Source organism: Dyella sp. 2HG41-7 (assembly GCF_021390675.1).
Classification (GTDB): domain Bacteria; phylum Pseudomonadota; class Gammaproteobacteria; order Xanthomonadales; family Rhodanobacteraceae; genus Dyella_B.
In genome coordinates this window covers 1,124,477-1,137,574 of sequence record NZ_JAJEJV010000004.1, presented here as the reverse complement: position 1 = coordinate 1,137,574, position 13,098 = coordinate 1,124,477, and the positions used below count along the sequence as shown (strand labels likewise).

The 13,098-nt window shown below is 62.0% G+C and carries 15 protein-coding genes; all 15 read right to left on the bottom strand.

Features of this window, described 5'->3' with window-relative positions; genetic code table 11:
- Nucleotides 1–16: 16 nt before the first annotated feature.
- A complete protein-coding gene (ruvA, locus tag L0U79_RS06385; protein ID WP_233841045.1) occupies nucleotides 17–613 on the bottom strand; it encodes a Holliday junction branch migration protein RuvA in 597 nt (198 codons plus the stop codon).
- On the bottom strand, nucleotides 610–1,131 hold the full coding sequence (gene ruvC / locus L0U79_RS06380) for a crossover junction endodeoxyribonuclease RuvC (protein ID WP_233841044.1): 522 nt from the start codon (nucleotides 1,129–1,131) through the stop codon (nucleotides 610–612). Before ruvC ends, ruvA begins: the two co-directional genes overlap by 4 nt.
- A gap of 22 nt (nucleotides 1,132–1,153) precedes the next feature.
- Nucleotides 1,154–1,879: a YebC/PmpR family DNA-binding transcriptional regulator gene (locus L0U79_RS06375; RefSeq protein ID WP_233841043.1), complete on the bottom strand. Its 726-nt coding sequence runs from the start codon at nucleotides 1,877–1,879 to the stop codon at nucleotides 1,154–1,156.
- Between the two features lie 42 nt (nucleotides 1,880–1,921).
- Nucleotides 1,922–2,584: an alpha/beta hydrolase gene (locus L0U79_RS06370; protein ID WP_233841042.1), complete on the bottom strand. Its 663-nt coding sequence runs from the start codon at nucleotides 2,582–2,584 to the stop codon at nucleotides 1,922–1,924.
- Between the two features lie 65 nt (nucleotides 2,585–2,649).
- The gene (gene aspS / locus L0U79_RS06365; protein WP_233841041.1) at nucleotides 2,650–4,422 is read right to left on the bottom strand and encodes an aspartate--tRNA ligase; all 1,773 of its coding nucleotides are present in this window, start codon (nucleotides 4,420–4,422) and stop codon (nucleotides 2,650–2,652) included.
- Between the two features lie 114 nt (nucleotides 4,423–4,536).
- The gene (locus tag L0U79_RS06360; RefSeq protein ID WP_233841040.1) at nucleotides 4,537–4,833 is read right to left on the bottom strand and encodes a zinc ribbon domain-containing protein; all 297 of its coding nucleotides are present in this window, start codon (nucleotides 4,831–4,833) and stop codon (nucleotides 4,537–4,539) included.
- A 95-nt stretch (nucleotides 4,834–4,928) separates the two neighbouring features.
- Nucleotides 4,929–5,657, bottom strand: a complete 729-nt coding sequence (locus tag L0U79_RS06355) for an adenosylcobinamide-GDP ribazoletransferase (RefSeq protein WP_233843847.1) — start codon at nucleotides 5,655–5,657, stop codon at nucleotides 4,929–4,931.
- Nucleotides 5,654–6,211, bottom strand: coding sequence for a histidine phosphatase family protein (locus L0U79_RS06350; protein WP_233841039.1), 558 nt, complete (start codon nucleotides 6,209–6,211; stop codon nucleotides 5,654–5,656). Before L0U79_RS06350 ends, L0U79_RS06355 begins: the two co-directional genes overlap by 4 nt.
- On the bottom strand, nucleotides 6,208–7,254 hold the full coding sequence (gene cobT / locus L0U79_RS06345) for a nicotinate-nucleotide--dimethylbenzimidazole phosphoribosyltransferase (RefSeq protein ID WP_233841038.1): 1,047 nt from the start codon (nucleotides 7,252–7,254) through the stop codon (nucleotides 6,208–6,210). Before cobT ends, L0U79_RS06350 begins: the two co-directional genes overlap by 4 nt.
- Nucleotides 7,251–7,772: a bifunctional adenosylcobinamide kinase/adenosylcobinamide-phosphate guanylyltransferase gene (cobU, locus tag L0U79_RS06340; RefSeq protein ID WP_233841037.1), complete on the bottom strand. Its 522-nt coding sequence runs from the start codon at nucleotides 7,770–7,772 to the stop codon at nucleotides 7,251–7,253. The genes cobT and cobU overlap by 4 nt, the downstream gene beginning before the upstream one ends.
- Nucleotides 7,760–9,232 (bottom strand): cobyric acid synthase, encoded by a 1,473-nt coding sequence (locus L0U79_RS06335; RefSeq protein ID WP_233841036.1) that lies wholly within the window; start codon nucleotides 9,230–9,232, stop codon nucleotides 7,760–7,762. The genes cobU and L0U79_RS06335 overlap by 13 nt, the downstream gene beginning before the upstream one ends.
- Complete coding sequence (gene cobD, locus L0U79_RS06330) at nucleotides 9,229–10,212, bottom strand: threonine-phosphate decarboxylase CobD (protein WP_233841035.1); 984 nt, start codon at nucleotides 10,210–10,212, stop codon at nucleotides 9,229–9,231. Before cobD ends, L0U79_RS06335 begins: the two co-directional genes overlap by 4 nt.
- A complete protein-coding gene (cbiB, locus tag L0U79_RS06325) occupies nucleotides 10,205–11,125 on the bottom strand; it encodes an adenosylcobinamide-phosphate synthase CbiB (RefSeq protein WP_233841034.1) in 921 nt (306 codons plus the stop codon). Before cbiB ends, cobD begins: the two co-directional genes overlap by 8 nt.
- Nucleotides 11,122–12,417 carry a cobyrinate a,c-diamide synthase gene (locus tag L0U79_RS06320; protein ID WP_233841033.1) on the bottom strand — a complete coding sequence of 432 codons (1,296 nt, stop codon included), beginning with the start codon at nucleotides 12,415–12,417 and terminating at the stop codon, nucleotides 11,122–11,124. The genes cbiB and L0U79_RS06320 overlap by 4 nt, the downstream gene beginning before the upstream one ends.
- Nucleotides 12,414–13,028 (bottom strand): cob(I)yrinic acid a,c-diamide adenosyltransferase, encoded by a 615-nt coding sequence (cobO, locus tag L0U79_RS06315; protein ID WP_233841032.1) that lies wholly within the window; start codon nucleotides 13,026–13,028, stop codon nucleotides 12,414–12,416. The genes L0U79_RS06320 and cobO overlap by 4 nt, the downstream gene beginning before the upstream one ends.
- Between the last annotated feature and the right edge of the window lie 70 nt (nucleotides 13,029–13,098).

Here is a 13,098-nt window from a genome sequence, read left to right as displayed (position 1 = left end):
TGTCGTGACCCACAAATCAACTCCCGAGTGCGGCGCGCAGCGCCTTGCGGATGATGGCCTCGGCGTCGTCGCCGGCAGATGCCACCTTTTGCACCAGCCGTGTGACTTCGGCCGGCTTGTAGCCAAGTTGTTGCAACGCCACCGTCGCTTCGGCGGCCGGGTCGAGCGGCGCACCTGGCGCCGCGGAAATCCCGGGCGCATGCGCGCCGAGGCCGTCGACGCGATCGCGCAATTCCACCACCATGCGTTCGGCGGTTTTCTTGCCGATGCCAGGAATTTTTGTCAGCGCGACAATATCGCCCGTCTGCACGAGTCGCGCGAATTCCTGCGTGGATACGCCCGACAGCACGGCGAGCGAAATTTTCGCGCCGATACCGCTAACCTTCTGCAGATTGCGAAACAGCGCGCGCTCCGCTTCGTGCAGAAATCCGTAAAGCGCCACGCTGTCTTCTTTCACGGCGTAATGCGTGAGCAGCGTGACTTCCTTGCCGGTGGCAGGCAAGTCGTAAATGGTGGACATGGGCGCTTCCAATTCGTAGCCAACGCCGCCGACTTCCACCAATAACCATGGCGGCTGTTTCGAAATAAGAATGCCGCGAAGTCGACCGATCATCGGCGCCGCCTCCATGCCGTGCGCGGAATGCCCACGCGTTCGAGACTCGAACGGGTATGCGCGTGCGCGACGGCAATCGCCAGCGCGTCGGCCGCATCCGCTTGAATCGGACCTTTCAGGCCAAGCAGTACACCGATCATGTGTTGTACCTGAGTTTTGTCGCTGCGGCCGCCACCGACCACCGCCTTTTTCACTTCGGTCGCCGCGTATTCGTGCACCGCGATGCCGCGATTGACTACCGCGCAAATCGCGGCGCCGCGCGCCTGCCCGAGCTTGAGCGCCGAATCGGCATTGCGCGCCATAAACACGCGCTCGATGCCGCATTCGACCGGACGATGGGTCGCAATGATCTCATCGACGCCTTCAAAAATGCGTTTCAGGCGCAGCGGAAAAGTTTCCTCTCCCGCCACCATCAACGCACCATGAAAAACGTGCGACAGCTTGCCCGCGGCGTCGACATCTACGATGCCGATGCCCGTGCGCTGGCTGCCTGGATCGATGCCGATGATGCGGATCATTGCGATAAGGCCCGAAAGCCTTTCACTCGGCCGGCAGCAATGCGTTGTGGTAGACCTCGCTCACGTCGTCGAGCGCGTCGAGTTTTTCCAACAGCACCGTGAGCGTCTCCAGCGTTTCGCCCGCCACCGCCGTGCGATTGTTCGGACGCATTACGATGCCCGCGTGCTGCGCATCGAGGCCGGATTCGATCAACTTCTGCTGCACGGCTTCGAAATTTTCCGGCGCGCAAATCACCGTGCTTTCGCCGTTTTCGTTGATCACATCGTCGGCGCCGGCGTCGAGCGCCGCTTCCAGAATTTTTTCTTCCGCCGCCTCGCTGCCGCCCGTGGCGAACGCCAACTCGCCGCAACGCGTGAACTGGAACGCCACCGAACCGCTGGTGCCGAGGTTGCCGCCGTGCTTGGTCAACGCGTGACGCACATCCGCGACGGTGCGCGTGGTGTTGTCGGTGAAGCACTCGATGATCAACGCGATGCCGCCAGGGCCGTAGCCTTCGTAGCGCAGCTCTTCCATCTTCGCGCCGCCGTCGGCGCCGGAGCCGCGCTTGATGGCGCGCTCGATGGTGTCCTTGGACATGTTGGCGGTCAGCGCCTTGTCCACGGCCGCGCGCAGGCGCGGATTGAGCGCGGGGTCTGGCACGCCGGCACGCGTGGCGACAGTGATTTCGCGGATCAGCTTGGTGAAGACCTTGGCGCGCTTGGCGTCTTCGGCGTTCTTGCGACCTTCGATGGACGGGCCTCTACCCATGGTGGTACCTGACTTGAGGTCAAAAGTGGAAAGCGGGGGATTTTACTGCATTGCGCCATGTTTCCCCTCCTCCTTGGAGGAGAAGGCGTCAAAGTGACCCTCGCGTAGGAATAATCCTGTTAATCGCGCGACTTCCGCGGAAAAAACCAGCCCCGTATGGCTGGTTTCGATGACGCAATGATCGGTAAGGCCCGGCAGACGGGTTTCTTCCACCGCCACCGTGCCGTCGTGCTCCCCGTCGATCTGACCGAGCACAGCACCCAGCCCGATCGGCAGGCGGCCGGCGATCATGCCGACCTCGCGCTTCCCGTCCCACACATTGAAGCCCTGCTCCAACAGCGTCCGGTTGTGACCGAGCAGCACTTCGCCACCGCGCCCCCACCCAGCGAACGCCCGGGCGGCGGCGCTCCCCTTAAGGGGCGAACCCAGGCAAACGATGCGCCCCGGCGGCAACGCCGGCGCGTCCAAACAGGCCCGCAACGCCAGCAAACCGCCCAGGCTGTGCCCGACCAGATGCACCGGTTCGGGCGCGCTTTCCAGCATGCCGGCGCGCAGCCGCGCCAGGATGTGCTGCTGCGTGGCCGCCACACTCATATAGTCGAAGCGATGGACGCGATACCCCTGCTCCATCAAACGCCAATGCAGCATGCCCAGCGCAAAGCCTCGCATCCACAAACCGTGCAGCAGGATGATGTGTTCGGTCATGGCATCGACGGCGACAGATCAGCGTCCAGCATGCCACGCCGACATTGCGGCATGGCATGTCCAGTTCAGCCTTTCGCGTTTTCCGTGATGGACACCGCCACGCTCAACTCTTTCAGCTGCGCTTCGCTGACGGTCGATGGCGCGTCGGTCATCAAGTCTTGCGCGCTGGTGGTCTTGGGGAACGGAATCACGTCGCGGATCGATTCGGTACCCGCCATCAGCGCCGCGATGCGGTCGATGCCGAACGCCAGACCGCCGTGCGGCGGCGCGCCGAATTTCAGCGCCTTGAGCAGGAAGCCGAATTTCATTTCCGCTTCGTCCGCGCCGATGCCAAGCAACTCGAACACCGCGCTCTGCATGTCGGGGCGATGGATACGAATCGAACCGCCGCCGATCTCGTTGCCGTTGAGCACCATGTCGTAACCGCGGCTCACCGCCGTCGCCGCGTTGGCGCGCAAATCGGCGATATCGTCGACCTTCGGCGCGGTGAACGGGTGATGCAAGGCGACAAAGCGCTTTTCTTCCTCGTCGTATTCGAACATCGGGAAGTCGGTGACCCACAGCGGTTTCCAACTGTTTTCCACCAGGCCGCGATCCTTGCCGACCTTCAAACGCAGTGCGCCCATAAAATCGGTGACGGTTTTCCACTTGCCCGCGCCGACGAACACCATATCGCCCGACTGCGCACCGGTCGCTTTGAGCAGCGCATCGAGCGCCGCATCGTCGAGAAACTTCACCACCGGCGAATTGACGCCTTCGCGACCCTTGGCCAGATCGTCCACCTTGATCCAGGCCAGACCTTTCGCGCCGTACTTGGCGACGTATTCGGTGAGTTGATCGATCTCTTTGCGGCTAAGCGTGGCGCCGCCCGGCAAACGCAGCGCGGCGACGCGGCCGGCCGAGTCGTTGGCCGGCTCGGCGAACACTTTGAATTCCACATGCTTGAGCGCGCTGGCGACATCCACCAATTCCAGCGCAATGCGCAGGTCGGGCTTGTCGGAACCAAAGCGACGCATCGCATCGATCCACGTCATGCGCGGAAACGAGGTGTCGAGTTGCACGTCGATCACTTCAATGAAGACATGACGAATCATCGCTTCGACGAAATCCTGCACGTCCTTTTCTTCGACGAACGCGAATTCCAAGTCGAGCTGGGTGAATTCCGGTTGGCGGTCGGCGCGCAGGTCTTCGTCGCGGAAGCAGCGCGCGATCTGATAGTAGCGATCGAAACCGGCCATCATCAGGATCTGCTTGAACAACTGCGGCGACTGCGGCAGCGCGTAAAACTGACCAGGATGCACGCGGCTGGGCACCAGGTAATCGCGCGCGCCTTCCGGCGTGGCCTTGGTGAGAATCGGCGTTTCGATATCCTGAAAACCGCGCGCATCCAGATAGCGGCGCAGCGCCTGCACCAGCTTGATGCGGGTGCGGATCATGCCCTGCATATCCGGGCGGCGCAGATCGAGGTAGCGGTACGTCATCCGCATGTCCTCGTTGGGATTTTCGTGCAGCGCGAACGGCAGATCTTTCGCGGCGTTGAGAATGTCCACCGTCTCCGCCAGCAATTCCACCGTGCCGGTCTTGAGTTTGTCGTTGGCCGACAGGCGCTTGCGGATCGTGCCGGTGACGCGTACGCAGTATTCGTAGCCCAGCTCGCCGGCCACGGCGAAGCCCGCGGCGTTTTCGCGCTCGATCACCACCTGGGCGATGCCCTCGTGGTCGCGCAAATCGACGAAGGCGACGTGGCTCTGCAGGCGAAGGGTGTTTACCCAGCCGCACAGCGTGACGGTCTGGCCGACCAGCGACTCATTAATAAGGCCGCAGAAATGCGTGCGCATACGAGAAGGAACTCCGGGCCGCCTGGGCGGCAAATAACGTGGAAAAGGCCCGGAATCTTAACACTGCCGGGCGCGAGAACTCGCCAAACGCCCGTCTTCAGCCGCATGGGGCCCTTAACTTGAGGACGGGCTGCTCGCCGGTTTGCTCTCGGCGGGCGCAGGCGCCGGACTGCTTTCAGCTGGCTTGGCGCCCGAGGTGTCGCCGGCCAGATTGCGCTTTTTGTCGTTGTCTTTTTTGAAATCGGTCTCGTACCAGCCGCCGCCCGACAGACGGAACTGCGGAGCGCTCAACTGACGCTGCACCTGCGGCGCGCCGCAGCTGGGGCACGTGGACGGGTCCGGGTCGGACATTTTTTGCAGGCGGTCGAAACGATGGCCGCAAGCGTTGCATTGGAATTCGTAGATGGGCATAGATCGAAAGGCTCCGCACACGCCATCGAGGTTCTGAATGCGATGGCCGCGGTGATTATCGGGATGAACGGGCGGATTTCAACGGGAAATTCGCGCTAGCGCACGGCTAAGCCTACCAGGATGGCCAGTTCCACGAATTCGGCCAGCGCGCCGGCCGTGTCGCCGGTGAATCCGCCGAGCCGATTCAGACAGGCTTGGCGCCATAAACCGAACACCGAGGCCGCAAAGGCCAACGCCAGCAGGCCGCGCCACCCGAAAAGCAGACAAGAACCCGCCGCGCTGAGCGCGAGCGCCGCGATGCATGCCTGGCGTGGCGCCTCCATCAAGGCCGTGCCCAATCCGCCGCTACGTACATAAGGTGTTGTGAGAAAAAGCGCGGTCAAACCGGCTCGCGCCAGCCATGGCGCCAGCAACAAGGCCGTCCACGGTGTCGACGAAAAACTCGCCAGCGCCGCGAACTTCAACAACAGCACCAAGACGAGCGCCACCACGCCCGCGGGGCCGCAGCGCGGGTCTTTCATGATTGCGAGCGTTTTTTCGCGATCGCCCAGTCCGCCCACCCATGCATCGGCGCTGTCGGCCAGTCCATCCAGATGCAACGCACCCGTCAACACGACCCATGCCGCAATCAGCATGGTGGCGGAAAGTATCGACGGCGTATCGCGCAGCAACCACGCCAAGCCGCTCAACAACGCGCCGATGATCAAACCGACCAGCGGATACCACGCCAGCGACTCGGACTTGGCGCGCGCATCGTCATACACGCGCGAAGGCACCGGCAGCCGCGTAAGAAAACCGATGGCAGCTAGCAAGCCGCGCATCAGGCAGCGACCGCCACAGGCCAACGCAATGGATGCAATGACGCATGCGGTACATCGATGCCCGCCATATCGCCATAGCTGCGTCCTTCGACCAGACAACGCAGCAAACGAATAGCGCCGCCGTGCGTGATCACCAGCACACGTTCGTCCGATGCCTCCGCCGTTACATCATCGAGTGCGCCGCAGAGTCGATCGCGAAATGCGTCGAAGGTTTCGCCACCGGGCGGCGGATACGTCACCGGGTCCGACCAGAAGCGCCCCAACGCATCGCCCTGCTCTTCGGCAATGCGCTCGATGGGCACACCCTGCCACGCACCGAAGTGATACTCCGCCAATCGCGCATCGATACGCAGCGGCACGCCGCGCGATTGCGAGAGTTCCCGCGCAAACGCCGCGCAACGCTGCAACGACGAGGCGACGATGCGATCCCACTCACGCCCTTCCACCGCCGCGCGCAACTGCGACCAGCCCAATTCACTGAGCGGATCGTCGAGCTGGCCGCGATAACTGCGCTGCGCAGTATCGCCATGACGAAGCAATTCGATCGTCGTGCTCATGCGTTCGATACGCCCGCTTGCTCGAACGTCGCCATGCCATTGTGCAGCGCGCACGCAAGACGCAGTAACGGAACCGCCGTAGCCGCGCCGCTCGCTTCGCCCAATCGCAATCCAAGATCGATCAACGGCTCGGCGTTCAGCGCCGTAAGCAATCGCGCATGACCGTGTTCTTTGGAGCGATGCGCAAACAACAACCACGGCCGCAACTGCGGTTGAATGCCCACCGCAACCAACGCCGCCGTGGTGCTGATAAAGCCGTCGACCAATACCGGAATGCCTGTTTGTGCGGCTGCGATATACGCGCCGACCAAAGCCGCGATTTCGAAACCGCCCAGGCAACGCAATTGCTCCAACGGTTGTTTCGCTGTTTCGTGAGCCACCAAAGCACGCTCAAGCACTTTCACCTTGTGCTGAATACCTGCCGCATTCAGACCCGTGCCTGCGCCCGCAAGGCACGACGGCGGCTCTTCCAGCAACGCGCTCGCCAATGCTGCGGCGGATGTCGTATTGGCAATACCCATTTCGCCGCCGATAAAAAGTTGCGCGCCCGATTCCTTCGCCATGCGCACGCTTTCGGCACCGGTGGAAAGCGCCGCTTCCAGCTGCGCGGTGGTCATCGCCGGTCCATTGCAAAAATTCGCCGTCGACGGCGCGATGATTGCGCGACGCACGCCGGAAATGTCGCCGGGATCGTTCACCGTGCCCAGATTCACCACATCCAGCGTCGCACCGAGGCTACGCGCCAACACGCTGATGGCCGCGCCACCGGTCGCGAAGTTGCGCACCATTTCGCCGGTGACGACCTGCGGAAACGCGGATACGCCCTCGTCGGCCACACCGTGATCCGCGGCGAACACGCTGATCCACACGCGATCCGCACCCGGCTCGGAGGTGCGTTGCAACGAAGCGAGCTGGACCGCCACCGCTTCCAACGCACCCAACGAACCAGGCGGCTTGGTGAGTTGCAATTGATGCGCGCGCGCGGATTCGGCCAGTGCGGCATCCGGTTGAACGCAGGGCGCGGAAAGCCAATCGAGACTCATGAGAGTGTTCCTTTAAGTACAAGAGGTAAACCGGCAGCAACGAAAACCACGCGTTCGCTTATCGCTGCAATGGATTGATGCAAGCGTCCGGCCTCGTCGACAAAACGACGGGTCAATTCACCCATCGGCACGATACCAAGACCGACTTCGTTACTGACCATCAACAACTCGCCAGGCAAACCTGGCAGCACGCGAAGCAGCCGGTCGCGTTCGCGCTCGAACGACGACGGGTCGGTATCGCCAAGAAGATTGCTGAGCCACAGCGTAAGGCAATCGACAAGAATGCAACGATCGTCGCGCGCATGCTCGCGTAGCGCATCGGCCAGATGCGACGGCTCTTCCACGCACTGCCATTGTCCAGGCCTGCGCTCGCGATGATGCGCGATACGCGCAGCCATTTCGGCGTCGCCGGCCTGCGCCGTCGCGATGTAAACCACATTTCGGCCGCTTTCGATGGCCAGCCTTTCGGCCAGCGCACTTTTGCCCGAACGCGCGCCGCCGAGTATCAAGGTACGCATGCAGTCATCCCCAACCATTGCTCCAGCCGGCGCGTATCGAGATGCGATTCAATAGCGTCTGCCAGACGTTCAATGCTGACCTCACGCAACGCGTGGACGTCGAGCGTACTCGCACGATGCAATCCCGCCCACTGCAATATCGCGGAAAGTGCTTGCGGATCGTCGAACAAACCGTGCAGATAGCTTCCCGCTATTTGACTGTCCGCCGACATCGCGCCATCGCTGCGTCCGTCGCTCAACCGCGCAAACGGATTTGCCATCGCTTGCCCCCGGCTCACGCCGCAGTGAATTTCATATCCGCGCACGTCGGCATCCGCAAACGCAAGACGACCGGTAACACAATGCAGTTGTTTGATCGGCTCCAGCGTGGTTTCCAGATCGAGCCACCCCAGACCATCGCTGGAACCCGACGCGCCTTCCATTCCCTGCGGATCGTGCACGGCGCGCCCCAGCATTTGCAAACCGCCACAAATACCCAGCACTTTGCCACCGTAGCGCAGATGTCTGGCGATAGCGCGATCCCAACCTTGCGCCTGCAACCAGGCAAGATCCGCGCGCGTGGATTTGGAGCCCGGCAGAACGATCAGATCGCACGCCGGTGGCGCATCGCCAGGCCCGATGATCTGCAGATCCACCTCAGGATGCGCACGCAGCGCGTCGAAATCGGTGTGATTGCTGATGCGCGGCAACGCCGGCACTGCGACACGCAGCCGCGCTTGCGGCTTGTTTTGGTGCTCGCGCGGCAACGCGTCTTCGGCTTCAAGATGCAAGCCGTGCAAATACGGTAGAACGCCGAGCACCGGTTTACCTGTCTCCCGCTCCAACCAATCGAGTCCCGATTGCAGCAACGCCAGATCGCCGCGAAAACGATTGATCACAAATCCGACTACACGCTTGCGCTCGCTGACCGACAGCAACGCGAGCGTGCCGACCAGATGCGCAAAGACGCCGCCACGATCGATATCGGCCATCAAGATCACCGGACAGTCCACCGCTTCCGCATAACCCATGTTGGCGATATCGCGATCGCGCAAATTGATTTCCGCAGGACTACCCGCACCTTCCACGACAACGACATCGTACGCATCGATCAGGCGACGATGTGATTCCATCACCGCGTCGAAAGCTCGACGCTTGTAATCGTGATAGTCGCGGGCGTCCATGTTGGCGACCGGGCGACCATGCACAATCACTTGCGCGCCGACATCGCTATTGGGTTTCAACAAAACCGGATTGAAATCGATCTGCGGATTGAGTCCGCACGCTTGCGCCTGCACGGCCTGCGCACGACCGATTTCGCCGCCATCGACAGTTACGGCCGAATTCAACGCCATGTTCTGCGGTTTGAACGGCGCCACGCGCACGCCGCGCCGATACGCCCAGCGGCACAACGCCGTCACCAGCGCGCTTTTGCCGGCATCGGAGGTGCAGCCTTGCACCATCAGCACGCGCGCGGTCATTGCAGCACCTCGGTCAGTGCGCCATCGAGTCGTTCGAATGCAGCATCGTTGGGGGGCAATCCAAAGCGCAGGCTGGGAGGTAGATCGAACAAACGCGTCAAGATGCCTCGCTCGGCGAGCGCGCGATGCAGCGCCAGCGCATCGCTGCGGCGACACCACTGGAAAAGTCCGCATCCGCCGGACGGTGTCAAACCGTGTCGTGCAAGCAAGGCGGTGAGTTGCTCGCTCGTTTGCAAAAGTCGGGCGCGCGCCTGTGTCTGCCACGCGCCATCCGCCAATGCTTGGCGCAACACATAACGCGTCGGCCCACCCAACGTCCATGGCCCGAGTTTTTCTCGCAAGGCTTCGAGCAGTGTGGGTTCGGCGCAAACAAAACCCGCGCGTGCACCGGCCAACCCGAAGAACTTGCCGACCGAGCGCAGGACGATAAGTCCTTTGCGATGCGTGAAACGGCTGAGGCTATTTTGCGGTGTGACATCCATAAACGCTTCATCGACCACCAGCCAACCATCGCGCGCGGCAAGCTCGGCATGCGCCTGCAACAACTCCTGTGGATCGAATCGTTCCCCACCCGGATTGTTGGGATGAATCAACACCAGCACATCCCACGACGCCGTATTGGCGAGCAAGGCGCTGGCGGCCTGCGTGGTCACGCGATGTCCTGCATGTCGCCATGCACGCGCATGCTCGGCATAACCGGGCGCGATGATGCCGACACGCGATGGCTTACGTAGCAACGGCAAGGCTTGAATCGCCGCTTGCGAACCTGCCACCGGCAATACGTGCGGCGCTTGGTAATAAGCGCTGGCCATTTCAGCCAAGCCATCGTCGTCTTCCGGCAGACGCTGCCAGACCGACGCAGGTACGTCGGGCACCGGCCAGCCGAACGGGCTAATGCCGGTGGAAAGATCCAGCCACCTCTCAACAGGAATGCCGTATTCGCGCGCCGCGCGTTGCAGACGACCGCCGTGCTCAAGCATGCGCGCCTCCGTGCATCGCCAAACCGATCAGGCCCGCAACGATCAGCCAAATGACAACGCCACGTCGCACCAATCGCCACGCGCGATCAATGGTGTTGGCGTCCGGCAATTCGCCTTCGCCCAGATCGGGGCGCGTTTCCCAGACACCTTGGTACGGCGCTGCACCACCCAACTTCACGCCCAAGGCGCCGGCGCCTGCGGCCATGACCGGACCGGCGTTTGGGCTTTTCCACAACGGCCCTTGCCAATGCCAGCAGCGAATCGCGCCATCGAAATGGCCGCACAACGCATAGGTAAATGCGGTAAGCCTTGCAGGCAAAAAATTCAGCACATCGTCGATACGCGCCGCCGCCCAGCCGAAGTGCAAAAACCGCGTCGTGCGATAACCCCACATCGCATCCAGCGTATTGGCCAATCGATAGAGCAACGCGCCCGGCGCGCCGGCGATAGCGAACCAGAACAAGGCGCCGAATACCGCATCGTTGCCGTTTTCCAGCACCGACTCGGTGGCGGCGGCAGCGACCTGTTGCGCGTTCAACGGCGACGTATCGCGGCTGACCATGCGCCCCACCGCTCTGCGCGCTTCCTCCAGATCATGATGCGCAAGAGCGTGCGACACGTGTCGCGCGTGCTCGTCGAGGCTGCGCAGGCCAAGCGTGAAATAAAGCACCGCCACGTTTACGCACCAGGCAAACCGCGCCGACGTATATCGCTGCATCACCCACACGCACAGCACGAAAGGCACGACAGCGAGTGACCACGCAAACAACCCGTTGGTGCGTCGATCCGCATACAGGCGATGTTCGATCCGATTCGCCAAGCGACCGAACGCCACCAGCGGATGGGCACGTTGCGCCTCGCCCAGCCAGCGGTCCAGCAAAACCGCGCACAACATGGCCAGCGCAATACTCATGGCAGAAACAACCGCAACGCCGCCAACGGGTTCGACGGAAAATAGAAGTGCACGAAACTTGCGGTTAGGCGACGATCTCGATAAACCGCTTCCTGCGACGGACCTCGGTTTGGATTGAATGCATGCGCGAGTGGCAGCGCATCGACCCACGCTTGCGCATAGTGAAACGTATGTCCGCGCATTTCGCCTTCGGGCAAGTCGACGCCTTGCAACCCCAACGCCGCCAGCCTTGGCTGCAACGCGGCGCGACCCCGCAACAGGCCGGCCATGCGCGCTTCATGTCCGTCCCGATCGGCAAGCGATTGGAGCGCAAACAACAATCCGCCGCATTCGGCGAGTATCGGTTTACCGGCATCGCGATGCGCGCATAGCGCAGCATGCAAATCCTGCCGCTGCGACAGCGCATCCAGATGCAATTCCGGATAACCGCCCGGTAACCACACTGCATCGCATGCCGGTAGGCCATCCCCGGCGACGGGCGAAAAGAAACACAACTCCGCGCCAGCCTCGCGCAGCACCTCGAGATTGGCTGGATAGATAAAGCAAAACGCATCGTCGCGTGCGACGGCGATGCGTTTTCCCTTCAACAGCGGAGGCACCGCATCGACACTCGGCGCATCAAACTTGACCGGAGGCGGCAAGGCTGTAGATGCATGCTCGGCCCATGCATCGGCCAGCGCATCGAGTCGTGCATCGATATCGGGCAATTCATTCGCCGACTTCAAACCAAGATGCCGCTCCGGCAACGCAAGTTTTTCGTCACGCGGCAACGCGCCTAGCCAATGTAACGAACAAGGAAGGCTCTCTTTCAGCAACTGCGCGTGATAAGCGCTGCCCACACGATTGGCGGCCGTGCCGTACATGGATAAGCCATCGCGATACGCCGCCAGTCCACACGCCAACGCACCGAACGTTTGCGCCATGGCCGAACCGTCGATCACCGCCATCACCGGCAAACCCAACGTTTGCGCGAGATCGGCGCTGGATGGTGCGCCATCGAACAAACCCATCACGCCTTCCACCAAAATCAAATCGGCGTCGCCCGCCGCATCGAACAAGCGCTTGCGCACATCGATTTCGCCGCACATCCACAAATCGAGCTGATAGGCGCGTGTGTGCGCGGCGCGCGCCAACACCATCGGATCGAGAAAATCCGGACCCGTTTTGAACACACGCACGCGCCGGCCTTGCCGAACATGCCAGCGCGCAAGCGCAGCAGTGACTGACGTCTTGCCTTGCCCGGATGCAGGCGCGGACACCAGCAGCGCGGAGCAATGACGAACGTCGGTCACAGTTCCACGCCTTTTTGGGCTTTGATGCCCGCATCGAAGGCGTGTTTCACCACGCGCATCTCGGTCACGGTATCGGCCACTTCAATCAGTCCATCCGGCGCGCCGCGTCCTGTGATCACGACATGTTGTCGCGGAGGTCGTGCGGCTACGGCGGTGAGCACTTGCTCCAATTGCACGTATTGCTTCACCAGCGCGATGTTGAGTTCGTCGAGCAACACGAAATCGTACGCGGGATCGGCCAGCATGCGCGCAGCAATCGCCCATGCGGCTTGCGCCGCCGCAATGTCGCGCGCCTTGTCTTGCGTTTCCCAGGTGAAGCCTTCACCCATCACGTGGTAGTCGAGCTGCTCGCCCGCAAAGAGACGGAAGAACGCTTCTTCGCCCGTCGAAAACGTGCCTTTGATGAACTGCACCACGCCGCACTTGAAGCCGTGCCCGAGCGAACGCGCCAGCATGCCGAAGCCCGAGGAGCTCTTGCCTTTGCCGTTGCCGGTATTCACGACAAGCACGCCGCGATCGATGGTGGCGCGGGCGATTTTGCGATCGACCAGTTCTTTCTTGCGCTGCATGCGCTCGCGATAGCGCTCTTCGGGCGTCAGGTCGTCGCTCATACGAACACCACGCGATACCGCGCGCGCGATAGAGATGTCGTTGCAAACTTCATAACGTCGAAAGTCCTCC

What these genes read in the sequence shown, in the direction of transcription:
- aspS (WP_233841041.1), bottom strand. Translation starts at nt 4,422, where the DNA reads ATGCGCACGCATTTCTGCGGCCTTATTAATGAGTCGCTGGTCGGCCAG.
- L0U79_RS06350 (WP_233841039.1), bottom strand. Translation starts at nt 6,211, where the DNA reads ATGAGCACGACGATCGAATTGCTTCGTCATGGCGATACTGCGCAGCGC.
- cbiB (WP_233841034.1), bottom strand. Translation starts at nt 11,125, where the DNA reads ATGAGTATTGCGCTGGCCATGTTGTGCGCGGTTTTGCTGGACCGCTGG.
- L0U79_RS06375 (WP_233841043.1), bottom strand. Translation starts at nt 1,879, where the DNA reads ATGGGTAGAGGCCCGTCCATCGAAGGTCGCAAGAACGCCGAAGACGCC.
- ruvA (WP_233841045.1), bottom strand. Translation starts at nt 613, where the DNA reads ATGATCGGTCGACTTCGCGGCATTCTTATTTCGAAACAGCCGCCATGG.
- L0U79_RS06370 (WP_233841042.1), bottom strand. Translation starts at nt 2,584, where the DNA reads ATGACCGAACACATCATCCTGCTGCACGGTTTGTGGATGCGAGGCTTT.
- cobD (WP_233841035.1), bottom strand. Translation starts at nt 10,212, where the DNA reads ATGCTTGAGCACGGCGGTCGTCTGCAACGCGCGGCGCGCGAATACGGC.
- L0U79_RS06335 (WP_233841036.1), bottom strand. Translation starts at nt 9,232, where the DNA reads ATGACCGCGCGCGTGCTGATGGTGCAAGGCTGCACCTCCGATGCCGGC.
- L0U79_RS06360 (WP_233841040.1), bottom strand. Translation starts at nt 4,833, where the DNA reads ATGCCCATCTACGAATTCCAATGCAACGCTTGCGGCCATCGTTTCGAC.
- ruvC (WP_233841044.1), bottom strand. Translation starts at nt 1,131, where the DNA reads ATGATCCGCATCATCGGCATCGATCCAGGCAGCCAGCGCACGGGCATC.
- cobU (WP_233841037.1), bottom strand. Translation starts at nt 7,772, where the DNA reads ATGCGTACCTTGATACTCGGCGGCGCGCGTTCGGGCAAAAGTGCGCTG.
- cobT (WP_233841038.1), bottom strand. Translation starts at nt 7,254, where the DNA reads ATGAGTCTCGATTGGCTTTCCGCGCCCTGCGTTCAACCGGATGCCGCA.
- cobO (WP_233841032.1), bottom strand. Translation starts at nt 13,028, where the DNA reads ATGAGCGACGACCTGACGCCCGAAGAGCGCTATCGCGAGCGCATGCAG.